At 37.5% G+C, this 20,402-nt stretch carries 25 protein-coding genes; 20 read left to right on the forward strand and 5 right to left on the reverse strand.

Annotated elements, in window-relative coordinates:
- Positions 1 to 58 precede the first annotated feature (58 nt).
- The 3 genes from LJE72_RS05435 to LJE72_RS05445 all read left to right on the forward strand — a co-directional run bounded on the left by LJE72_RS05435 (position 59) and on the right by LJE72_RS05445 (position 2,539).
- Positions 59 to 325, forward strand: a complete 267-nt coding sequence (locus LJE72_RS05435) for an AbrB/MazE/SpoVT family DNA-binding domain-containing protein (protein WP_229246609.1) — start codon at positions 59 to 61, stop codon at positions 323 to 325.
- 62 nt (positions 326 to 387) lie between these two features.
- Positions 388 to 2,100, forward strand: a complete 1,713-nt coding sequence (locus LJE72_RS05440) for an ABC1 kinase family protein (protein ID WP_229246610.1) — start codon at positions 388 to 390, stop codon at positions 2,098 to 2,100.
- Positions 2,101 to 2,194: 94 nt separating this feature from the next.
- Complete coding sequence (locus LJE72_RS05445; protein ID WP_229246611.1) at positions 2,195 to 2,539, forward strand: hypothetical protein; 345 nt, start codon at positions 2,195 to 2,197, stop codon at positions 2,537 to 2,539.
- 132 nt (positions 2,540 to 2,671) lie between these two features.
- On the opposite strand, the gene LJE72_RS05450 is transcribed toward LJE72_RS05445, so the two are convergent.
- The 3 genes from LJE72_RS05450 to LJE72_RS05460 form a co-directional block, all read right to left on the reverse strand.
- Complete coding sequence (locus tag LJE72_RS05450; protein WP_229246612.1) at positions 2,672 to 3,994, reverse strand: radical SAM protein; 1,323 nt, start codon at positions 3,992 to 3,994, stop codon at positions 2,672 to 2,674.
- A gap of 165 nt (positions 3,995 to 4,159) precedes the next feature.
- Positions 4,160 to 4,450: a YetF domain-containing protein gene (locus LJE72_RS05455; RefSeq protein WP_312038896.1), complete on the reverse strand. Its 291-nt coding sequence runs from the start codon at positions 4,448 to 4,450 to the stop codon at positions 4,160 to 4,162.
- Positions 4,441 to 4,767 carry a DUF421 domain-containing protein gene (locus LJE72_RS05460; protein ID WP_229246613.1) on the reverse strand — a complete coding sequence of 109 codons (327 nt, stop codon included), beginning with the start codon at positions 4,765 to 4,767 and terminating at the stop codon, positions 4,441 to 4,443. Before LJE72_RS05460 ends, LJE72_RS05455 begins: the two co-directional genes overlap by 10 nt.
- A 226-nt stretch (positions 4,768 to 4,993) precedes the next feature.
- On the opposite strand from LJE72_RS05460, the gene LJE72_RS05465 reads away from it, so the two are divergent.
- The 7 genes from LJE72_RS05465 (at position 4,994) to LJE72_RS05495 (ending at position 10,530) form a co-directional block, all read left to right on the forward strand.
- Positions 4,994 to 5,878 carry an ABC transporter ATP-binding protein gene (locus LJE72_RS05465; protein WP_229246614.1) on the forward strand — a complete coding sequence of 295 codons (885 nt, stop codon included), beginning with the start codon at positions 4,994 to 4,996 and terminating at the stop codon, positions 5,876 to 5,878.
- A 5-nt stretch (positions 5,879 to 5,883) separates the two neighbouring features.
- Positions 5,884 to 6,681, forward strand: a complete 798-nt coding sequence (locus LJE72_RS05470) for an ABC transporter permease subunit (RefSeq protein WP_229246615.1) — start codon at positions 5,884 to 5,886, stop codon at positions 6,679 to 6,681.
- A gap of 76 nt (positions 6,682 to 6,757) precedes the next feature.
- Positions 6,758 to 7,555 (forward strand): ABC transporter permease subunit, encoded by a 798-nt coding sequence (locus LJE72_RS05475; protein WP_229246616.1) that lies wholly within the window; start codon positions 6,758 to 6,760, stop codon positions 7,553 to 7,555.
- A 231-nt stretch (positions 7,556 to 7,786) separates the two neighbouring features.
- Positions 7,787 to 7,987, forward strand: a complete 201-nt coding sequence (locus LJE72_RS05480; protein WP_229246617.1) for a hypothetical protein — start codon at positions 7,787 to 7,789, stop codon at positions 7,985 to 7,987.
- Between the two features lie 65 nt (positions 7,988 to 8,052).
- On the forward strand, positions 8,053 to 8,709 hold the full coding sequence (locus tag LJE72_RS26010) for a pentapeptide repeat-containing protein (protein ID WP_229246618.1): 657 nt from the start codon (positions 8,053 to 8,055) through the stop codon (positions 8,707 to 8,709).
- 231 nt (positions 8,710 to 8,940) lie between these two features.
- On the forward strand, positions 8,941 to 9,189 hold the full coding sequence (locus LJE72_RS05490; protein WP_229246619.1) for a TIGR03905 family TSCPD domain-containing protein: 249 nt from the start codon (positions 8,941 to 8,943) through the stop codon (positions 9,187 to 9,189).
- Positions 9,190 to 9,303: 114 nt separating this feature from the next.
- Complete coding sequence (locus LJE72_RS05495; RefSeq protein ID WP_229246620.1) at positions 9,304 to 10,530, forward strand: hypothetical protein; 1,227 nt, start codon at positions 9,304 to 9,306, stop codon at positions 10,528 to 10,530.
- Positions 10,531 to 10,617: 87 nt separating this feature from the next.
- On the opposite strand, the gene LJE72_RS05500 is transcribed toward LJE72_RS05495, so the two are convergent.
- Complete coding sequence (locus tag LJE72_RS05500) at positions 10,618 to 10,998, reverse strand: metal-dependent transcriptional regulator (RefSeq protein ID WP_229246621.1); 381 nt, start codon at positions 10,996 to 10,998, stop codon at positions 10,618 to 10,620.
- 726 nt (positions 10,999 to 11,724) lie between these two features.
- Complete coding sequence (locus LJE72_RS05505; RefSeq protein WP_229246622.1) at positions 11,725 to 12,012, reverse strand: hypothetical protein; 288 nt, start codon at positions 12,010 to 12,012, stop codon at positions 11,725 to 11,727.
- A gap of 71 nt (positions 12,013 to 12,083) precedes the next feature.
- Between LJE72_RS05505 and LJE72_RS05510 the strand changes: the two genes are divergently transcribed.
- The 10 genes from LJE72_RS05510 (at position 12,084) to LJE72_RS05555 (ending at position 20,396) form a co-directional block, all read left to right on the forward strand.
- On the forward strand, positions 12,084 to 12,518 hold the full coding sequence (locus LJE72_RS05510) for a DUF3102 domain-containing protein (protein WP_396390449.1): 435 nt from the start codon (positions 12,084 to 12,086) through the stop codon (positions 12,516 to 12,518).
- 177 nt (positions 12,519 to 12,695) lie between these two features.
- Positions 12,696 to 13,244, forward strand: coding sequence for a hypothetical protein (locus LJE72_RS05515; protein WP_229246623.1), 549 nt, complete (start codon positions 12,696 to 12,698; stop codon positions 13,242 to 13,244).
- A gap of 397 nt (positions 13,245 to 13,641) precedes the next feature.
- A complete protein-coding gene (locus LJE72_RS05520; protein WP_229246624.1) occupies positions 13,642 to 13,854 on the forward strand; it encodes a FeoA family protein in 213 nt (70 codons plus the stop codon).
- Between the two features lie 75 nt (positions 13,855 to 13,929).
- Positions 13,930 to 15,933 (forward strand): ferrous iron transporter B, encoded by a 2,004-nt coding sequence (gene feoB / locus LJE72_RS05525; RefSeq protein WP_229246625.1) that lies wholly within the window; start codon positions 13,930 to 13,932, stop codon positions 15,931 to 15,933.
- A 2-nt stretch (positions 15,934 to 15,935) separates the two neighbouring features.
- Positions 15,936 to 16,085 (forward strand): FeoB-associated Cys-rich membrane protein, encoded by a 150-nt coding sequence (locus tag LJE72_RS05530; RefSeq protein ID WP_229246626.1) that lies wholly within the window; start codon positions 15,936 to 15,938, stop codon positions 16,083 to 16,085.
- A 531-nt stretch (positions 16,086 to 16,616) separates the two neighbouring features.
- On the forward strand, positions 16,617 to 16,874 hold the full coding sequence (locus tag LJE72_RS05535) for an NADPH-dependent FMN reductase family protein (protein ID WP_229246627.1): 258 nt from the start codon (positions 16,617 to 16,619) through the stop codon (positions 16,872 to 16,874).
- Between the two features lie 198 nt (positions 16,875 to 17,072).
- Entirely contained in the window at positions 17,073 to 17,456 is a 384-nt protein-coding gene (locus LJE72_RS05540) for a NifB/NifX family molybdenum-iron cluster-binding protein (protein WP_229246628.1), read from the forward strand.
- Positions 17,457 to 17,729: 273 nt separating this feature from the next.
- Positions 17,730 to 18,827, forward strand: coding sequence for a GGDEF domain-containing protein (locus tag LJE72_RS05545; protein WP_229246629.1), 1,098 nt, complete (start codon positions 17,730 to 17,732; stop codon positions 18,825 to 18,827).
- Between the two features lie 619 nt (positions 18,828 to 19,446).
- Positions 19,447 to 20,025 (forward strand): HMA2 domain-containing protein, encoded by a 579-nt coding sequence (locus LJE72_RS05550; RefSeq protein ID WP_229246630.1) that lies wholly within the window; start codon positions 19,447 to 19,449, stop codon positions 20,023 to 20,025.
- Positions 20,022 to 20,396: an HMA2 domain-containing protein gene (locus LJE72_RS05555; RefSeq protein ID WP_229246631.1), complete on the forward strand. Its 375-nt coding sequence runs from the start codon at positions 20,022 to 20,024 to the stop codon at positions 20,394 to 20,396. The genes LJE72_RS05550 and LJE72_RS05555 overlap by 4 nt, the downstream gene beginning before the upstream one ends.
- Positions 20,397 to 20,402 lie beyond the last annotated feature (6 nt).

Here is a 20,402-nt window from a genome sequence, read left to right on the forward strand (position 1 = left end):
AAATAACTTGAAAGTATGATAAGTATGATGTATCATACTTTATAGAGGTGGTAAGAAAATGATGCATCATGGTAAGTTTTATGGGTCAACGGTTATGGGAGAACGTGGACAAGTTGTTATTCCTGCCGAGGCCAGAGAAGAGATCGGTATCCTGCCGGGTGAGAAACTTATAGTTCTTGGCAATAAGAGAAGAGGGGTCGTCATCTTATTCAAATCCGATGTCATGACAAGATTTGCAGACATGATGTTTCGAAAAACCAAATTTTTTGAAGAATTGTTTAATTGTTCCGATGGGGATTCGCATCAGGATAAAACAAAAAGGTAAGATTCAGCGCATAACAGTTAAGGTAAACATAATGTTCGAGGCTTAAGACTAGGAGGAAACTGATGCCAATCATCATTAAATTCTTTAAAGATAAACGCTTTCGAACGATTATCTCTATGTTCCTACAATTTGTATTTCAGCTTTGGTGGGTTAATAAGAAAAAGCGATTCCTTACAGAAGAAAACTATCAGAAGCAGATCAAAGGGATTTATAGTAAACAGGCTAGCGTGTTTACTGAGACGGCTACAGAACTCGGAGGACTTCTTATTAAACTCGGACAATTCTTCAGCTCCAGAGTGGATGTTCTACCTGAGGAATACACAAGTGAGCTTTCGAAGTTGCAGGACGCTGTCAGGCCGGTAGGAACGGGCGAAATCATTAAGCGGATTGAAGAGGAATTTTGCAGACCTATTGCTGAGGTCTTTACGAATTTTTCTCAAGAACCCATTGCATCTGCCTCTTTGGGGCAAGTTCATGTCGCTGAGATAAAAGGGCACAATAAAGTAGCCGTTAAAATATTGCGTCCCGGCATTGAGAAAATCATTCAAACAGACTTTAACGCCCTTTGGTTCATGGTGACTTTTGCCAAGCGATACCCAAAAATAAGTTCAGCGGTCGATTTGGAGCAGATTTATCATGAGTTTGTTGAAACGACACAAGATGAACTTGATTACATTAAAGAAGGTCAACATGCAGATGTCTTCCGAGCCAATTTTTCAGGGGACTCCAGAATCAGCGTTCCTGAAGTGTTTTGGGAATATACGACTAAGCATGTACTGGTGATGGAATATGTCTCAGGTTATAAAGTGAACGAGTATCAGGCCCTAGAAAGAGTTGGATTAGATAGAGCACAGCTTGCAGACACTTTGATCTTTGCTTATGTTCAACAATTACTGACCGACGCATTTTTTCATGCTGATCCACATCCGGGTAATTTATTAGTTAAAGAAGATGGAACCCTTGTTTTCATCGACTTTGGGATGGTGGGGCGGATTGAGAAAGGCATGCGGGAAGAATTGATGGCTTTTGTCCTGGCCCTGTTTAAGAAAGATACTGATCAAATGGTGGCAGCCTTTGAAAAGCTGGGATTCCTTCGACCCCATGCTGATAAACAGACCTTAGCGAAAGGGCTTAAACTTATATTAGGGAATGTCTTTGAGGATCCTAAACTGGGGAACGTTAATTCCGAGGAATTCCTGCTTGAATTAAGAGAATTTATGTATTCTCAGCCGTTTCAAATACCGGCGCAGACCTTGTTTTTAGGAAAGTCGCTCTTAACGATTATGGGGATTTGTGCTGGATTGAATCCTAAGCTTGATCTTGTCAAGACCCTTCGACCTTATGCAGAGGAATTGCTGGCTGGAGAAGAAGCGGGAAAAGGCACTGGAGGTTTCATTCTAGACCAAGCGAAGAAAACTCTTGCAGAAGTTATTACTCTGCCTGAAAAATTAAATCGACTTATTAGTGGATTCGAGGGCGGTGAGATTCGGGTTCATCCATCGAGAAGTTTTGAGTTGAATCTCATACAAAACCAGAGGGATCAGACAAGCAAAATTGTGCGGGCGATTTTTAGCAGCGGGTTTTTAATCTCAGGAACAATTTTGTTAGAAGGCTCATATTTTAAGGTCGGATTGATGCTAATCATCCTTTCAGCTTTGACCTTCGCCTCATTTTTAAAACGCAACTCAGATTCTTCCGGGCAAAAAGGAATGGGTCAAAGAAGCAAGGCTATGAGAGAATCTTCAGGATTTCGAAAGCCGCGTTTTCATCCCTAAGGAAATAGTCTTTGGAGATTTGTTTGATTCATGAAGAATTATCAAATAGAGGTTCACATCAATTAAAATAGGATTATAAAAAGGAGAGGTATTTATGAGTTTAGGGAACTTTAAGTTTACATTCGAAGAAAATGAAGAAGGTTACACAGTGAACCTTAAAGGGGACAAAGAAAAGCTTAGAGCTAAGCTAGAAGCCTTCGAGGCGTTCCTGAATTTCCGAGAGAAAGCTAAGCAAGCGGGCTTTGACCATCATGGCAGCGAATCTCCAGTTCATCAGTTTTTTAAAGCGATGCATAAGCAACATGCCAACCATGGTGGGGGACACGGGCATTGTGGTCATCACGGGCACCATGCACAACACTCGTTTAAACACCAGTGCGGAGAGAGTTCAAAGGGAGAAGCTCCAGTGAGTCAAAGTGAGGATAAGCAAGAAGCATAGAATAAGCAGAAAGATCCTTTCCATAATTAGGAAAGGATCTTTCTGCTTATTCTGGAAGGGGTTTACAAAGTGATCACTTCAGAGACGACAGTGAGGTAGGGTGTTCAGAAAATATTGCGGATAGCTAGAAAATTATATATCTGATCTTAGATCAAAGTTCTTTGGAGAGGTCACATCAATTCTTAATTCTCGGAGATAACTTCCGTCACCACGCTTTTCCATCACATTATAGGAGATCCCGATTTCTATATCCAACTTAGTTAGATTTTTGATCTTTTCAACATGAAATTCTAGAAATTGATAGTCATCATTCATTACATAATTTGTGTTATGGAGCTTTTTGAAGACTTTGAGGACTTTAGGAATGTCGGCACCAAACACCTTGGCAGACTTATAAAAATAATCCTTATTAGAAAAATACAGCGTCTTTGACACTCGTTGATCATGATTTTGCTGATAGATTTGTGCAGTATGTTTGTTTTCTAAGGAACAATATTGGGCACCGAGGGTTAGCTTCTGATCGAGGATGAACTCAAGAAGTTGTAGACATTCTAGTTCGCTGCGTGAGATTGGAAGCCCACCGGCATACCAATAGTCATAGAGAACCCGATAGGGAGGATTTTTGACTTTAAACTTATTTCTCTTAAAAACCTCAGCATTATTAAAGGGGAAACAGAATTCTAAAAGGTTAATACCAAAAATCCCAATTGAGTCCAGCTTTAAAAGTAAATCCTTCATAGTATCAAAGGTTCCAGGAATGACGGGCATTTCGACCATAACGGTTGGGATATAGTCTTTGGCTAAAGCTATGGTCTGAAAGATGTCATGTTGTAAAGTTTGGGGGTCATCGACTTTGATACTAAAACGAATCTCGTCAAGGTGAGTTTCTTGAAGTTCTTTCAGAACATCCTCATCAGCTAAATCCCCAGATGTATATAAACGAGTATAAACACGTGGAAATTTTGCTTTAGCATGTTGAAAGAAATCGACTGTTTCAGCCTTATGAAGCAATGGCTCACCCCCGGTTAATCCGAGGTGGACTAACTTACCTCCATTATGATGCAGGGTGTCCAGTTCTTGGCGGTAGTTTCTCTTGTGCTTGGAAAACAGTTCGTAGTTGTCCTGGTTTTTGTTAAAACAAAAGTAACAATCACGGTGACATATCAGAGAGATAAATAAGGAAACGCTGCCAACCCCTTTTTGACAGGCGACGCAGGCAGGAGATATCTGGTTAACGTAGATGCTTTTGCCCTCATTTCTAAAGAGCGCACCTTTGGACTGGAGACGCTGGAGGATTGTCGACGTTTCCTCAGAGATATCTTTATCAAAGACAAGCCCCGTCTGATTAACCCATTCATTAAAGCTATCTGCGATTTTTAAATAAATTTGCCCATACTCTTGGAGTGAAGGGTTCTTTAGGGTTGCCAGTCGTTCAGGAGACAAATTCATAAGCATTCCATAGACCCCTCTCTTATAAGCGAACAGCTTATTATTTGCGGACTCAAGAATATAGTTGTTCGCCTCCGATAGCGTATATACCTTTTTATTGGGATACAAGAATCTAGACGAATTTTTGGTGCTTAGGACAAAGGATTATTTCATAATTTTGGGCAGGGTGCTTCAAGGCTCATTTTCATCTTCAAATTGATGACTGTCCACTTCGACGAAAATATTGTTACTTTGATTTTTGCTTGTTTGTGCTGGTGTTGTGGTATATCCTAGGCTCTGTTTAATCTGGGATAATTCGGCCATTAATAACATGAAATCTTCCCTTGTTACAGGCTTTTTATTATCTTTAAGCTCATACCCCAGCTGACCACTCACTTCAATCGTTGCATATCGAACATCTTCAATAGAAGATACTCCAGCCTGTCTTAAACGAGTTTCAAGTTTATCGATGGTTAATCTGATTTTTTTAGATTAGTTATAATTGGTTTACCATTCTCAATAATCATGACTGCTTTACCCGAAAAAATGGTTTCCAGAATGTCTGACTTAAGCGAAAGATACTCAGTAAATATCATCAGTAATGTTAGTAAAGAAGCTACAGCAAAAGTAATGAGCAAACCTTTTCCGGATACCGGTTGAATTATCAGTGATCCTAATCCTATCATCACAATAGTTTGAGATATTGTCATTTGAGATATAGATTTTCTCCCGCCAATTCTTAAGATGAAGGTTCCAACGAAAAATATAAGAACAGCTTGCCAAATCCAACTTAATTCCATACTTTTAGCTCCTTTAAAACTGTTGACCGTACCCCTATTTAGATAGATTCCCCTAAATCAAGGGAATCTATTACTAAAGAAGAAACAGTGCACCTAAATAACTTTGGTGTCCATATAAATTAGTTTGAACTAAAATATAAAAAATTGGATATCAAACGAAAGAAATGAAAAAAATAGTTTTATAGTTGACAAGGGATATAGCTAATGTGAATAAAGGAGTAGCAAAATGAATGTGATCGAAATTAATAATTTAACCAAGAATTACGGCAAGGAACGAGGGATTATTGATGTCAGCTTTAGTGTTGAAGAAAAAGAGATCTTTGGCTTTATTGGGCCTAATGGGGCAGGAAAGTCAACGACCCTTCGTACGTTATTAGCCCTGATTTATCCCACAAGTGGAAGCGCTAAAATATTTGGGAAGGACTGTATAAAGTATGGACCGGAAATTAAAAAGGAAATAGGTTACCTGCCATCGGAGGTTTTCTACTATGACAAAATGAAAGTCAGCGATCTTTTAAAATACTCCGCCAGTTTCTACAAAAAAGATTGCAGTAAAAGAATAAGTGAGTTGGCCCATGCCATGGATCTAAATCTCAACAAAAAGATTGATGACTTGTCCTTTGGCAATAAAAAGAAAGTCGGAATTGTCCAAGGGCTTCTTCATGAGCCCAAACTGATTATCCTTGATGAACCTACCAGTGGCTTAGATCCATTAATGCAGCAAAAATTCTTTGAATTATTACAGGAGGAAAATAAAAAGGGTGCTACAATCCTTTTCTCATCTCATATTTTAGGTGAAGTTCAGCGAATGTGTAATCGTGTTGCAATTATTAAAGAAGGTAGAATCATACAGCTTGAAAAGATCAGCGCCTTACAAGAAAACAATTATAAAAAGATCAGAGTTCAAACAACTGTAAAGCTAGATGAGAATTACTTTAATATTGACGGTGTAAGTAATTTAGTGGTAAGTCAAAATATGATCAGCTTTTTATTCAAAGGAAATATAAATTCGATCATGAAAAAGATCTCAGAGATAGAAATCATTAATGTCTGGGTTGAAGAACCCGATCTTGAAGAAATATTTCTTCACTTCTATGAAAAAGGGGCCTAAATGGGATGAATATTTTCCTGCATGAATTAAAGGCTTGTAAGAAATCCACAATTACTTGGACACTCACCTTAGTTGGGTTGATTATTCTTTTCCTTTCAATGTTTCCCGTAATTTCTCAGGAAGCGGAAGCGTTCAAAAAGTTGATGGAAGGCTTTCCGGAGGAAATAAGATTGGCCTTAGGGCTGTCTGTGGAGAATATAGGTTCGATATTAGGGTTTTACTCTTATGTTTTCTTGTATATTTCTCTTTTTGGTGCAATTCAGGCAATGATTTTAGGAGTGTCAATCTTATCTAAAGAAGTACGTGAGAAAACTGCCGATTTCCTTTTGACGAAGCCTGTTACACGTACCCAAATTGTAACATCCAAGCTTTTGGCTGCCTTCACCTCCTTGCTTATCACAAATGTATTTTACTTAGGAGCCGCAACAATCATGGCCTCTCTGGTAGAAACCAAAGAGTACAGCACAAAAGTACTCTTGCTGCTTTCTTTGACCCTGTTTTTTTTGCAGCTTTTTTTCCTAGCCTTGGGTATTCTCGTTTCTTTAGCAGTTCCCAGTATCAAATCAGTTCTTTCCATCTCTTTGGGTGCTGTATTCGCTTTCTTTATTATTGGAGCATTGGTATCGACAACGGGCGATGAAGCTTTACGTTATCTTACTCCTTTTAAATATTTTGATTTCGCCTACATCATGCAAAATTCCAGTTATGAGTCTTCCTTTATGATGGTAACTATAGCCTTTATCGTAATTGCTATTACAGCCAGTTATCTGATTTATTCCAAGAGAGATATCCACGCAGTTTAGAGAAAGGGAATATACCTACTGAGATTATAGTGGTTTTCTGATGTGTGAAATTTCATCTTTATAGGGGGGAAGCGTTATGAATGTTTTCAAAAGAGAAATGAGGGCTAATAGAAAAGCTCTTATTATATGGAGTATTGGTGTAATCTCAATGATTGCAAGCAGTATGGGGAAATATGCAGGCTTATCAGCCTCGGGTCAATCTATCAATGACTTACTGGCAGAAATGCCACAATCCTTAAAGGCTGTAATGGGGATGGGGACTTTCGATTTAACAACGGCTATTGGTTATTTCGGAGTGCTTTTTATTTACTTGGCGATGATGGCCACGATTCATTCTGCTATGTTGGGAGCCAATATAATTTCCAAGGAAGAAGGAGATAAAACAGCAGAATTTTTATTTTCGAAGCCTATTTCCAGATATAAAATTATAAGCTCAAAACTATTAGCGTCCTTTGTCAATATATTAATCCTTAATCTTGTAACCTTTGTTTCCTCAATACTTATGGTGCAAAAATATAGCAAAGGGGAAGCGGTCCTTGGGGACATAACCAGACTAATATTAGGAATGTTTATCTTACAGATAATCTTTCTGTTTATCGGGACCGTCATTGCAGCTGTCAGTAAGCATCCAAAGACCGCGCCAACTCTCGCCGCCGGAATACTTTTAATAACGTTTATGTTGTCAATTGGGATAGATTTGAATAGTAGGTTAGAAAAGCTTAAATACCTTACACCCTTCAAATATTTTGATGCGAAAAACTTGATTTCCCTTCGAGGCTTTGACTCTGTTTATATGATTTTATCTGTTCTGATTATTGCAGTACTCTTGAGTGCCACCTATGTATTTTATAAGCATAGAGATTTAAATATCTGATTCTCATCAAAATCATTCAAGCTCGATTCTGGTGTTTTTTTGAAGATGTGCGACAACTTGTTATAGTTTGGTTATTATCCTAATAAAAATATGTCTCTGGGATGAAGGGGAGAGCTGTTGAGTAAGTTGGAAAATATTTTGTCAAGTGGAAGACGTCCATGATATAATGTTCTAGGTATCTGCTTTACATCACAAGCTAATCGCTTAACCTACCTTACAAGGTCGGTTTTTGTGTTTTATGAGATTTATAAGGAAAAGGAGTTAGTAGGCCCCAATGATTATAAAGGGCGTTGCCTGGATTGGGGTATTGCCGACATGGCCTCTGTCCTGTTCCCTCAGATTTATCCACCTTGCCAAACCATTTACCCGAATATTGGGTTGCTTGAAAAAGGCACGTGCAGTGCGTGCAGCAGGTGCGACGATATTTCTTAAAGCACATGGGCAGAATAATACAATTTGTCATTTTTAGATAACCATTTTGCGCGGAGGTTTACAGAGTGAAGAATAGAAACCCCAGTTGTTTTGAAATATTATCACCTGATATCCCAAATGAGTTAGATATCCTATCACTCGATAAGACGATCCAATCAGAGGATTCTTTTACACGAGGGATTATTAGTAATTGTTCAATTGAAAATCAAATTGCTGATCATGTATCCTTTAAACAAATGACTTTTAAAAACGTTAATTTTATAGATGTGTCTTTTAGGTACCTTGATTTAACAGATGTTAGATTTGAAAACTGTGATTTATCAAATATGGATTTAAGCGAGTCTGGCCTGCATAAAGTAGAGATGGTCAACTGTAAGATGGTCGGAACGAATATGACTGAATCTGCTCTGCGCAATGTACTGTTTGATAATTGTAATGGAAGTTATGCTTTATTTCGGTTTTTGGATTGTAAACAAGTTAATTTCAATAAGAGCACGTTATGCAATGCTGATTTCTACAAAGCTAAGTTTTTAAAAGTAGGGTTTGACGAATCTAATTTACAGCAAACGGGCATGTCCGGAGCAAAGCTGAAAGGAATTGATTTAAGTAGTTGTAGAATAGATGGATTAGGGGTAACCGTCGAGGACCTAGAGGGATGTATAGTTTCCTCTGAACAAGTAATATCTTTCTCGAGTCTTTTAGGGCTAAAAATTAAGAGCTAATTACGGATTACCGCGAAACGTTTGATTTATACTACGAGTACTGTGGATTAAGCGTATCATCGTCAATTAAGGAAAGTGACCAAAACGATAACGTTTTTCGGATTTGTTTTTAAAGGGTTGCCTTAGTATAGTCTCAGGGAAATAAGAGAGTTTTTTTAATCTATCTCTTTAATCCGAGGAATTGATATAGAGGTCTTTTATTTCTTACTATTGAAATGGGGTATTAATTTTATGGATAATATTATCAAATATATTCCGGATGGAGTATGTTCAAAAAAAATAAGCTTTTCTATTATTGATGGCAAACTTATAGATGTAAAGTTTGTTCAGGGATGCTCTGGAAATGCGCAAGGAATAGCCAAACTCGTGGAGGGAATGGATGCAACAGATGTTGCGAAAAGATTAAAAGGGATTAAGTGTCAGAATGGAACATCATGTCCGGACCAACTGGCAATTGCAATAGAAGGTTCTTTAAAATAATGGACTGCTCTGGGTTATCCCACGATCTTAGAAGGATATTAAGGAAAGATGTGGAAGGGTTAAGGAACAGTTCATCTTGGCCTTGTCTAAATCAATTTTTTGAGGATGGTTTTCGTGGAGTTTGTAGCTGAACTAAAACAGTTTTCGGTTTTACAAAGTGATCAAATAATATTATTCAGAAATTATATTCACAAAAAATATCCTGCAGCCAGTATACAGCAACGATCGATAATCCTAGCTGATACAATTGATCAAGTGATTGATAAGTATATACAAGATTTCAATAAAGGAATCAGAGATCAGGTGAAATATGAAGTTCTTCAACGGGCTGTATTAACTGGCAATTACAATATTGATGGTTCAGATATATTTCGTGCATGTCTATTTGTAAAAGACACAGGAGAGAATTTTAACGCTTCACTTACTCATTGGCTGAATAAGAATTGTTGCAATCCAATCGAGGAAAAACATATTGAACTATTGCAAACAAAGATTGCTAATTCATATAATGAGTACTTAGATTATGAATTAGAACATATAATCGGTAAATCTACCTTCAAGCTGGAAGATGATTGTATTAATTCAACCATTGAGATAGATACCTCCTATGTTAGGGGTTCTATTGTTGAGAGAGTTCGTGCAGCGTATGAATATTTTAAAGGAAGGGCAATTGGAGAGTATATTCCTTATCAAGTTTTAGTTACCACTTTAATGTTGATTGCGCTCTTGAACTCAAGTCAATTTGTTCAAAGGCAGGATAATATCGGTAACAGAATTTACCCTCAAATGAGATTTGCTGGGCTGCTAAATTTTGAGGCTTTCTCTGCTCAAGAGAGTACTCATCAACATAAAGGTGTTGATGAGCAACTGACATATGCACTGCAATACAGGCAAGTGGATGAGAAGAGTTTAATTGTGTTCTTATCTAGAAAGGGGTCCTTGCTTTGCGAGGAACCATATTTTTCTTCAATAATTCAGGTCTCCCATGAATATGATATTAATCCATTACTGTTATTTGCTATTACAGGTCAGGAGCAAGCTTACGTTCCTAAAGATGTTAAAAACGCTAAACTGATCGCAAATAACCCATTTAATGTCTATGGCAGTTGGCAAGTTTACAATACTGATATACTGGATTCGGCCCGAACTGCAGCAAATTTAGTAGCAACTCTTAGCAAAAATAGACCACCGTCGATAGACCCAATTGTTTGGATAAATACAAAGTACGCTGAGGATAAGACATGGCACGTTGGAGTTGCAAAACTATTTAAGGAGCTAAATAAAGAGGTAATAGTCGAGAGACCCGTTTTAGGTAGGGATACAATCAAAGCCAAATATTAGATTGCTTATAGGGAGACGCTAGAAATAGCGTTTTTTTCATTTGTTCGCAGTTTGAGTAAACCGGCTTTATCATGGGTGGCTCTAAATTTATCTTTTCTTTCTTCTATGGATAAACTCCTGCATGGCATAAATTGAATCGTTACTGATGACATGTTCAATTGCACAAGCGTCTCTGTTTGCAATAACGGCGTCAACTTTTAAAATCTTTGTAAAAAATTCCTGAATAACTTGATGCTTTTTGGATGTGAACTCGGCAAGCTCACGTCCGGAAGGAGTAAGAAATATTTCTTTGTATTTTTCATTTATGATCAACCCCTTTTCTGAAAGGGTTGACATGGCACTGTTGGCGCTTGCCTTTGTTACACTTAATCGTTCAGCAATATCGGATATTCTTGCTCCATTTCCGTCGCTGGACAGCTCATATATCGCTTCTAAATAGTTTTCCATGGTAAATGTTAACTTTTCCATTGAACATTCTCCTTTAACTTATCAATAATATGTATTAGTTCATATCAACTTCAAGTTGCGATACCTCATCAGCAGTTAGGGGAATCTAACTATATAGAATTGCTACAATTTCCTGGAAGATGATTATAAAATCAATATTTATGTAAAATTAGTTTGACAGTTCCTATTATGTTTGCATCGGCTTGAGCAATATAAGAAAAAGTGGATATTGTTAATTCACTGTAAGATTTGATGTAATCTGAAGAAAGCTCAATGCATATGAAAGTGGTGAATATCTGGTGTGTGTCTGTATACATGCACTAGCGCTTTATGGGTGTGGCGGTGACTGTGATCTCTTTTTTTATCTGTAAATATTCTCGAAGGATAATTACAGTATAGCGTTAATAATTCTTAATTTCAATTTTCAGTGCCGCCCAACATTGCCCTGAATTCATCCAGTGTAACTACATCGGGATAAGGCTCAAAAAGCCTTTCGTAATATCCTTGGCCCAATTAGCAGGTTTACTTTGTGGAAAAATAAGGGTGTAATAAATCTGAGGTGATTACATGTCTGCGATTGAAGAGATCTTAAATAAAAAAACCCGAGTCCTCATGGATTATTACTTCACCTCCTAAAATTAATCAAAATTGGTGATCACATAAATCCTATAAATCCTAAATAAAAGACTCGGACTCCACGATATATTATTAACGCAAGATTCATGCCTGATAAAAACAATACTGCAACTAAGAAGCGATACCTGCAGCAGATGTTTCCTTTGCCTTGGCAGCTTTCCGGAGTTTTATACTAAATGGAATCGCCATGATGAGCAGGACGGTGGCGGGTATAAGTGCACCAAGATAGGCCATATAGGCAGGGACGCCTTCACCGGTAACATCGGACAAGATTTGAAGGAATGGACTGGTGAGAAAAGTTCCGGCGTTCATAAAAATAATCGAGGCACTTATCGCGGCGGCCACAGAAGATTGCGGTACGTTGCTGCTTAATATCATCGGAACCCCGGTACTGCACATGTTCGTGGCAAGTCCGCAAAACACTGCGCCTGCGAACTGAGATCGGCAGGTGCCTGAAGGAGGCCAAGGACTTGCTCCCCCATGGAATGTGGGGAAAAAGGCTGGTGGAATCGGTGAGCTATTCCCAGCGCACAGCCAACAAGCTGATGCAGCTTTTTAAAGAATATGGAGATAAACTATTTGCTGCCGGCGCTGAGGTTGGCAGCTCAAATTCGCCGACGTCGGCGAATTTGACCTACTACCAGGCTTTTCTGCTGCTGTGGATTCAGGAAGATGAGCGGGAGAAATTTATCATGGAGCATGATGTGAAGAATATGACCACCCGGGAGCTGGACCAGGCGCTCAAAGAACGGAAGCAAATCTCTCAGGAGAAAGAGCAGGCTCAAGTCACGCCCCTGACCGATAATCCTGGGGAAATCACAATAGAATATCGAACCGTCAAAAAAACCGATATACCAATAAGTGGCCAAGAACTGCAGCCTCCCAAGCATTGCTACGAAGTATGAAGAAGATGCACCGCTTGCTGCCAAACTATGAGTGGTAGTTTGGCAATAGTCGTTTAATAATTTTGCTTTATTTTATTGTTTTCTAACCTTCTACAGGATTAATATGCTATACTTAAGTTAGAGTACCCTAACTTAAGTATAGCAAATAAAGTAATTCAAAGAACAGGAGAAAAACAAATGATGATTAAGCGAGATCAATCACCTAACTGCTGCAGCGATAGCTGCTGCCACAGCCATTCCTCCGATTCTGAAAAAGACTGCGCTCATTCTCACGACCCTCAGACAATCACCAATGAGGAAATAGACGTTTTGATGGATCTTGCGCAGTGCAGTTACTTACCGGTCAGCCGCTTTGTTATGAGTAGCAGTAAAGAAGAAGCTAGATTTGTTTCTCTCGCACCAGTGTATATAAATGTTTTTGATGACAGCATGGAAACTGTGAAAGAGATTGGAACGGTTTTGTCAGGGCTTGAGAAAAAGCGGTTTATCTCTCTGGACTACGATATTCCCTTGGAGGACTATGACTACACACTGCATTCAAAATCGGTTTTATTTGCATACTTCACAGAAACGGTTAATGAGGGGAAGAAAAACCCGAGCTTTCTTTGCGACATAGCAGAAATTGAGCTTGGTAGCATAGCCCTCACTGAGTTGGGGGAGAAAGTCTCAGGGCAGATTAGGCGTGAATATGACTCTGCCAATAAAGCAATTAAATCATTGGCCTAATTGTTGTGAATTAATGAGTTTCTATGTATTTATAAGAAGAACAAGATAATAATATATGAGAACTGAATGATTATCATTATCTAAATAGATGGATTTATCACTGACCGCTATAATTACTACTTTATATTTTATCCTTGAAATAGGCTATCATTAATCCTTATTGGAATAATAAGGGCGGTAATTCAGCTTCCGCCTACACACTCACTGTCGTGAGCAAGGTAACTTACAATTTTTTTGGGGTTATAAGTTGGAAAAACCACATACTTAGATATTGACTTTCATTATCAATAAGGATAAAATCAAGATACAACAATTCAGTATCAAAACGATTTGAATTAAAGCAGATAAGCAAGCAGTCCGAATTTAGCTTAATTAAATTATAAAGGAGATGAGCAGGATGTCTTTAGCGAGAGGAAAGTTAAATACACCTTATACAGTGAATTGCGTTAATACTGATCACGAAGATATTCGTGAGTTCTTATTTACGCTGGGTTGTTATCCAGGTGAAAAAGTAACTATTATTTCAAAATTGGCATCTAATTATATAATTAATGTTAAAGATGCAAGGTACAGTATAGACGAGGATTTAGCAAACGCCATTATGGTATAAATTATTTTGTTGTGTTATTACCTAAGGTAGTGCTGAATAAAAGTTAGATGAAACTAACTATTTAAGGAGGAAATCATGAAAATTGCTTTAGCAGGAAACCCCAATAGCGGAAAAACAACATTGTTTAATGCTATTACGGGTAAGATCGAGCATGTAGGAAACTGGGCCGGGGTTACCGTGGAGAAAAAAGAAGGGGATGTTAAACAGAGCCTTAATCCAAGGAATGAAGACTTGATTGTAGTGGACTTGCCCGGTGCCTACTCCATGTCGCCATACACGAGTGAAGAGTCCATAACCAGAGACTTTGTCCAAAACGAAAATCCGGATGTTATTCTTAATATAGTTGACTCAACAAATTTAAGCAGAAGTTTGTTCTTTACTACACAATTACTTGAACTAGGTATACCCGTAGTAGTTGCTCTAAATAAGAGTGACTTGACAGATAAAAAAGGCAATACAATAGATATTCCGGCACTGAGTGATGCCCTTAAATGCCCTGTTATTCAAACCGTATCGACAAAATCGGCAGATAACGGTTTGCTTGAACTCCTGAATGCTATAATAACGGTTGGCAAGGCAAACAAAAAGCAAATCCCTCCAAGTATTGGCATAAAAAAAGCTTCGACAAAAGAAGAATTTGAAAAAGCTGATAAAAAACGATATGCCTTTGTAAACAATGTTGTTACGGAAGTCGAGAGAAGAAAGGTAAGCTCGGAAAAGCAAACCATGCAAGATCAGGCTGATAGGATAATCGCTCATAAATGGCTGGGGATTCCGATCTTTGCTGTAATAATCTGGCTAGTATTCTCGATCTCGCAGACCTGGGTTGGACCACTATTTGCAGATATTTTTGTCGGATGGATAGACTTGTTGTACGAAGGTGTAGCCTCCTTGCTAGGCGAAAATGTAAACCCTGTTGTTGGTGCCTTGCTTCTTGATGGTATCATTGGCGGCGTCGGTGCTGTCATTGGATTTTTACCGCTGATTATGGTGTTGTTTTTCTGCTTAGCACTATTGGAAGACAGCGGATATATGGCGCGTGTAGCTATTGTTTTAGATAGATTCTTTAAAAAAGTCGGATTATCAGGCAGATCTATCATACCAATGATTATTGGTACCGGTTGTGGCATACCCGGCGTTATGGCAACAAGAACCATTAAAAATGAAAGACAAAGACGCACCACTGCGATGTTAACCCCATTTATGCCTTGTGGAGCAAAACTTCCAATAATTGCACTTTTTGCCGGTGTTTTTTTCAACGACAATAGTTGGGTTGGAACTTCAATGTACTTCCTTGGGATTATTGTAATAATTATAAGTGCACTAATTATTAGAAAAATTACTGGAGATTATTCAAGGTCATATTTCATAATGGAGCTTCCTGAATACAGATGGCCAAGTATAAAGCGAGCTTCCATATCCGTGTTAATGAGAGCAAAAGCATTCATTATTAAAGCGGGTACAATTATTCTGGTTTGTAACGCCGTAGTACAAATATTACAAACATTCGACTGGCAGTTCCAAGTAGTTGCAGAGACTGCACCGGAGACAAGTATATTGGCAAGCATTGCATCACCCTTAGCGATATTATTTATACCGCTTGGCTTTGGCCTGTGGCAGTTTGCGGCAGCGGCAGTAACAGGATTTATCGCAAAGGAAAATGTAGTCGGAACTTTAGCCGTTTGCTTTAGTATAACGAACTTTATCGATGTTGAAGAATTAGCACTTGTTGGCGGCAGTGCAGAAGTAAGTGCGATATTTGGTATTAGTGCAGTAGCCGCACTTTCTTATCTGGTATTTAACCTCTTTACACCTCCATGCTTTGCGGCGATAGGTGCTATGAGGTCTGAAATGGAATCCCCTAAGTGGCTTTGGGGTGCTGTTGGTTTCCAACTGAGTATGGGTTATGTATTGGCTTTCTTTGTATATCAGATCGGTACTTTAATAACTACTGGTACATTTGGCACAGGATTTATCGGGGGGCTAATCGCTGTGGCTATTATAGTAGCGAGTGTTGTTTACTTTATGAGAAAAGGCAGTAAACGCACACAAATATCTGGCGAAATGCAGTCGGTATGAGTATGGGCACAGTTGATTTTATAGTTATTGCTGTAGTAGCCGCCCTCGTTGCCCTTGCCATATATAAAATTGTCATGGATAAGAAAAAAGGTGTAAAGTGTTCTGGATGCAGCGGGTGCTCCGAATGCTCGGATAGGCACTCACAGAAATAGCGGACAGCTAACCTTCTCCAATATGAGTAAATTATTGGAGAAGGTTTTTCTGTCTAGTGGAATGAGAAAGGGCGTTATTTTGGACCTGAACAAGGCGAAATAAGTAATGCGTCTTTAAAATAATATTCCCCTTGAAAAATAACAATATTGTTACCTTTTTTGAAAGGAGTTTTTTATGATCAACCAAGTTAGATGAGTCTGACTTGGTTGATCATAAAAGTGAATGAGTAGATCTTTTGCTATTCAATAAAAAATAAATAAATGATAACTATTATCATTTACATTATGTAATACATATAGTAAAATTAAGAGTAACAACTATAAGGGATGTATCTGTTTCATATCAAGCAATTAAAAACCTCTTTGAACGGCCTATATCATGAGAGAAATGGAGGTACATAACCGAATCGCAGGCAAGAGCTCAGTCTTGGGAAACAAAGATACAAATTATTAGAGGGAACGTTTTTTAGTTTTTGATTGATAATGATTATCGATTAAATGTGATTAAATAATAAGAAAGGGCGGTTGTTAATGAAAGAAGCAGTCAAAAATTATCGGAGCGATATATGCAATAGAAAAGCAATGGCAGCGGCTGCAAGCAAACAAGTCAGGGTAGTATATTCTAATGCGCGGATAAAAGAGGCAGGTCAAGCTAAAAAGAAAGATTATTCAAAGGTGACTGGTGCAGATAAACCGTTTGTTTTGATTTCATCTGATGACTTCTGGGGCGATGGGCAGTGGCTTAGATATTGGGAGGAGAGGATGAAAGCTTTTGATGCTGAACTGTAGCCAGATTGTAAACTGGCGCAAAAGGATGCCTAACTGGAATGTATACCAGAACAAGTCGATTTTTGCCCTTCAATAGTAGTATCTTAACTAAGCAATAAAGAGTGTAAGAGGGCGTGAATGCCTTGACAGGTCCAACAACTTAATATAAAGCACAATTTGATTCAAAAGATGTGCAGAATTATGAAAGGGGATAGAAAGATGATCGTTGCTATTGCAAGTATCGGAAGGGAAATTTCGCCTCATTTCGGACAGAGTAATGGGTGCACAGTTTTTTATATAAAAAATCAGCAAATTACTGCAGAAAAGTTCATAGAAAATCCGTTGATGAAACTGGAGGGAGGACTGTTCGGCCAACAAGTGAGAACAAATACCGGTGACTGCTCTTGCCGTTTTTTTGCGCAGTTTCTGCTTCACGAAATTAAAATAGATGTTTTGGTTACAGGACATATAGGAGGAACGGCTTCCCAACTTTTTAGGCAGCGGGGTATCAACGTCATTGCTGGTGTTAAGGGGAAGATTATGGACTATTTGCAAGAGTATGTAAAAAGAGAGGATAACTTAAGGCGGGTGTCTTCGCAATGATTATAACGGAAAAGGTTTCTGTTAAATCCATGAGAAAACACTATAGAACTGGATAATAAATAGCTACAAACAGCTGTTTTTTTAAAGGAATAATGAGATTGTTTATAAAATGGGGCGGTCGTAAAATGAGCTTTAACTTGTCATTCGTTGCGGTTCTTTATCGAAGACTGTACGAAAATTTAAATAAGCTCTAGGGATCACCTCATTTAAAAATAGTAATAGATATACTGCCTTTGATAATGATATTTATTGTCAAGGAAAGGAGGAGTTATCTTGATTAATATACATGATTTTCGTTCAAGAGTGATTTATGAGTTTTATCTTGGTCTTCAGGTTATGAGTATTTTTTTTCTCATTCTGTTTAATAAGTATTTGTTTCAGAATGAATTTATATTTGCTTTGATTTTTATAATTGCATATGCGTCATTTGTACTTATCAAGGTGGCCCAATTTGTAAAAAAGGTTTATATAAATGGGAAAGAGGACTTTAAGCCGTTTATTTGGAGCGTTTTTATAGATGGTATTTTTCTTTGCTCTTTCTTATATTTTTCACGCAATTATTTTTATATACTATCGCATTTATTTTATGTCTATCTCGTTTTAATTAGTATGATTTCTAATCACAAGCTTTCAATGGTTTATAGTTCCTATACAGCCATATGTTATATTTTCTTGGTGATTATTCATGAGCATATGGCGCTAGCTACCCTAGACGTAATTGTCCATATATCATTGTTTTATTTATTAGGACATATCATGTCTACTATAGTTAATGAGATTAATAAGCTAGAAAGCAGAATGTGCTATATGTATAATGATTTAGAACACAAGAATAATTTGCTTAGCGAAATGGTCAGTAAGGACTTCTTAACTAATCTCAATAATCACAAGACTTTTTACATTTATTATAAAGATATTATTCTTCGTTCATGTGAATCTAAAAGTGCTTTCGGTCTTGCCATCTTGGATATTGATGATTTTAAGAAAATCAATGATACCTATGGCCATTTAGCAGGTGATAAGATTTTACAAGAAATTTCTTTTTTGATTCAAGCTAATATAAGAAAGAATGACGTTGTTGCCAGATATGGTGGAGAAGAATTTGCTATCTTATTTCCAGATACTTCGGCGAAAGACAGTGCCGATATTTGTGAAAGAATTAGAAATATTATTGAAACCCATGTTATAAGTGTCGATAATCAATCTATTAGCGTAACCATCAGCGGCGGAGTTGCCGGAGGTATTTGTACAGACCCGTACTACAGGAATAATAACCTCTTTGATTCTGCTGATCAACTATTATACAAGGCAAAATCGGAAGGGAAAAATCAGATTATATTTTCGCAGGAGTTAATTCTTATTTCGGGGTAATTCTCAATTAGGCTGGTTATTTGAATTGGAAAAACAAAAGTATTGCGAATCAGGTGAACATTCCGTATAGACGCTCTCCCAGAAGGAGTGTCCTTTTTTCTTTGAGGTTTCATTCATAGCCTCCCAAATCAATTCCTAAATGAAGCATGTATTGCATACGCTACTAAATAAATGGTCTAAATGATAATGAAAATCATTTACAAAAATAACTGAGTATAGTAAAATTAGAGGAGTTGAAAAGGTAACCGAGGTTACATGTTAGGGTAATGATGTTGCGAAAACGAGTAAATTAAACTGTTGATAATCTCATGAGGGAGGAGATGCGAAGTTCACTATGCTTGAAGCTTTAGGTGATAGACAATTTTTTTCGGCTCGGTTTGATTCATAGGGGTCACATCCAAAACCAACAGGTTTGTTAAGACACACATGTAAGGATGAGGGAGATCTCGGATAGATAATGATCATTGCCCTTAAAGTGGGCGTTAAGTTTTGTCTCGCTATTCGACAGGATAATTCAATAATTAACAATTAATGACAGATATTTGTTTTTAAGATATTGTGCATATACAGAATTAGAATGAGGAGGAAATCGATACATTTGTATTGAGGAATATGGTTTATGAATAACTACAGAATATTTAGCGGGTTGCTTTTTGGTTTGTTTTATGGAAGACATTTAACTGGTAAAGAAAAAAAAGAAACCTATTTTAAAGGGTTTCCAGGAACTTTGGAAATAAAGCACTGCATTCCAGGGCGAATTCGTTTTTTTGTACCTTCTTTGCTTAATTCGTCAAATGGAAAAGCAATTTTAGAAGAAAAGATGTGCAAGATTGAAGGTGTTGAGAAAGTAGATGTCAATATATTATCGGGTTCATTATTGGTACAATATAAAACAGATAAGATTGAAAAAATATTAATTTTAGGAATAATAATAAAACTTTTGGGGTTAGAGGATAAAATTGATAGTAAAGAGATTTCAATAATACGAAAAGAAATAAAGAAATGGAATGAAGCTTTAAGCTATTCATTATATGAAAAAACAAAGGGATTGTTAGATATCAAGACAGCCGTTTCCCTTGTCTTTTTATATAATGGGATGAAAGGTCTGTTTTTTTCTGCGGAAGCAGCTAAATCAAATCCCTATAGTCTGTTGTATTGGGCTTATAGGTCCCTTGTATTGGAGGGGGATTACAAATGAATCTACTAGAAAATTTATATGAGCGCATGATTAAAATAAATATAGTTCACAGTATTTCGGGTAGATTGAGATTAAACATACCTTTAATGAAGGAAATTCCTAAAGCTTGGCAAGTAGATTCCTTCGCGGTTACACAATTTATAGAAGCGATACCTGGAGTAAAGGAAGCGACTTACAGTTATGTTACCGGCAGTGCAATAATTCTCTACGATCCAAACAGAATTGATGAGAAAAAAATCATTAAGTCCCTAAAAAGTATGATTAGAATCGTTGGTGCCCATAAAACCCAACTTGAAAATACAAAGATAGAGGAATTGGATGAGACAGTTAGGAAAATGAAAGAAGTCATAAAACTAGAGATGTGCTTGTGAGGAGGA

This window comes from Desulfosporosinus shakirovi (assembly GCF_020595055.1).
Taxonomy (GTDB): Bacteria; Bacillota; Desulfitobacteriia; order Desulfitobacteriales; family Desulfitobacteriaceae; genus Desulfosporosinus; species Desulfosporosinus shakirovi.

Bases quoted from the DNA above. Each gene is read 5' to 3' on its own strand.
- LJE72_RS05450 (WP_229246612.1), bottom strand. From the start codon at position 3,994: ATGCTTATGAATTTGTCTCCTGAACGACTGGCAACCCTAAAGAACCCT.
- LJE72_RS05530 (WP_229246626.1), top strand. From the start codon at position 15,936: ATGGGCACAGTTGATTTTATAGTTATTGCTGTAGTAGCCGCCCTCGTT.
- LJE72_RS05550 (WP_229246630.1), top strand. From the start codon at position 19,447: ATGAATAACTACAGAATATTTAGCGGGTTGCTTTTTGGTTTGTTTTAT.
- LJE72_RS05490 (WP_229246619.1), top strand. From the start codon at position 8,941: ATGGATAATATTATCAAATATATTCCGGATGGAGTATGTTCAAAAAAA.
- LJE72_RS05435 (WP_229246609.1), top strand. From the start codon at position 59: ATGATGCATCATGGTAAGTTTTATGGGTCAACGGTTATGGGAGAACGT.
- LJE72_RS05500 (WP_229246621.1), bottom strand. From the start codon at position 10,998: ATGGAAAAGTTAACATTTACCATGGAAAACTATTTAGAAGCGATATAT.
- LJE72_RS05445 (WP_229246611.1), top strand. From the start codon at position 2,195: ATGAGTTTAGGGAACTTTAAGTTTACATTCGAAGAAAATGAAGAAGGT.
- LJE72_RS05475 (WP_229246616.1), top strand. From the start codon at position 6,758: ATGAATGTTTTCAAAAGAGAAATGAGGGCTAATAGAAAAGCTCTTATT.
- LJE72_RS05535 (WP_229246627.1), top strand. From the start codon at position 16,617: ATGAAAGAAGCAGTCAAAAATTATCGGAGCGATATATGCAATAGAAAA.
- LJE72_RS05540 (WP_229246628.1), top strand. From the start codon at position 17,073: ATGATCGTTGCTATTGCAAGTATCGGAAGGGAAATTTCGCCTCATTTC.
- feoB (WP_229246625.1), top strand. From the start codon at position 13,930: ATGAAAATTGCTTTAGCAGGAAACCCCAATAGCGGAAAAACAACATTG.
- LJE72_RS05555 (WP_229246631.1), top strand. From the start codon at position 20,022: ATGAATCTACTAGAAAATTTATATGAGCGCATGATTAAAATAAATATA.
- LJE72_RS05465 (WP_229246614.1), top strand. From the start codon at position 4,994: ATGAATGTGATCGAAATTAATAATTTAACCAAGAATTACGGCAAGGAA.
- LJE72_RS05470 (WP_229246615.1), top strand. From the start codon at position 5,884: ATGAATATTTTCCTGCATGAATTAAAGGCTTGTAAGAAATCCACAATT.
- LJE72_RS05440 (WP_229246610.1), top strand. From the start codon at position 388: ATGCCAATCATCATTAAATTCTTTAAAGATAAACGCTTTCGAACGATT.
- LJE72_RS05460 (WP_229246613.1), bottom strand. From the start codon at position 4,767: ATGGAATTAAGTTGGATTTGGCAAGCTGTTCTTATATTTTTCGTTGGA.
- LJE72_RS05505 (WP_229246622.1), bottom strand. From the start codon at position 12,012: ATGTGCAGTACCGGGGTTCCGATGATATTAAGCAGCAACGTACCGCAA.
- LJE72_RS05520 (WP_229246624.1), top strand. From the start codon at position 13,642: ATGTCTTTAGCGAGAGGAAAGTTAAATACACCTTATACAGTGAATTGC.
- LJE72_RS05515 (WP_229246623.1), top strand. From the start codon at position 12,696: ATGATGATTAAGCGAGATCAATCACCTAACTGCTGCAGCGATAGCTGC.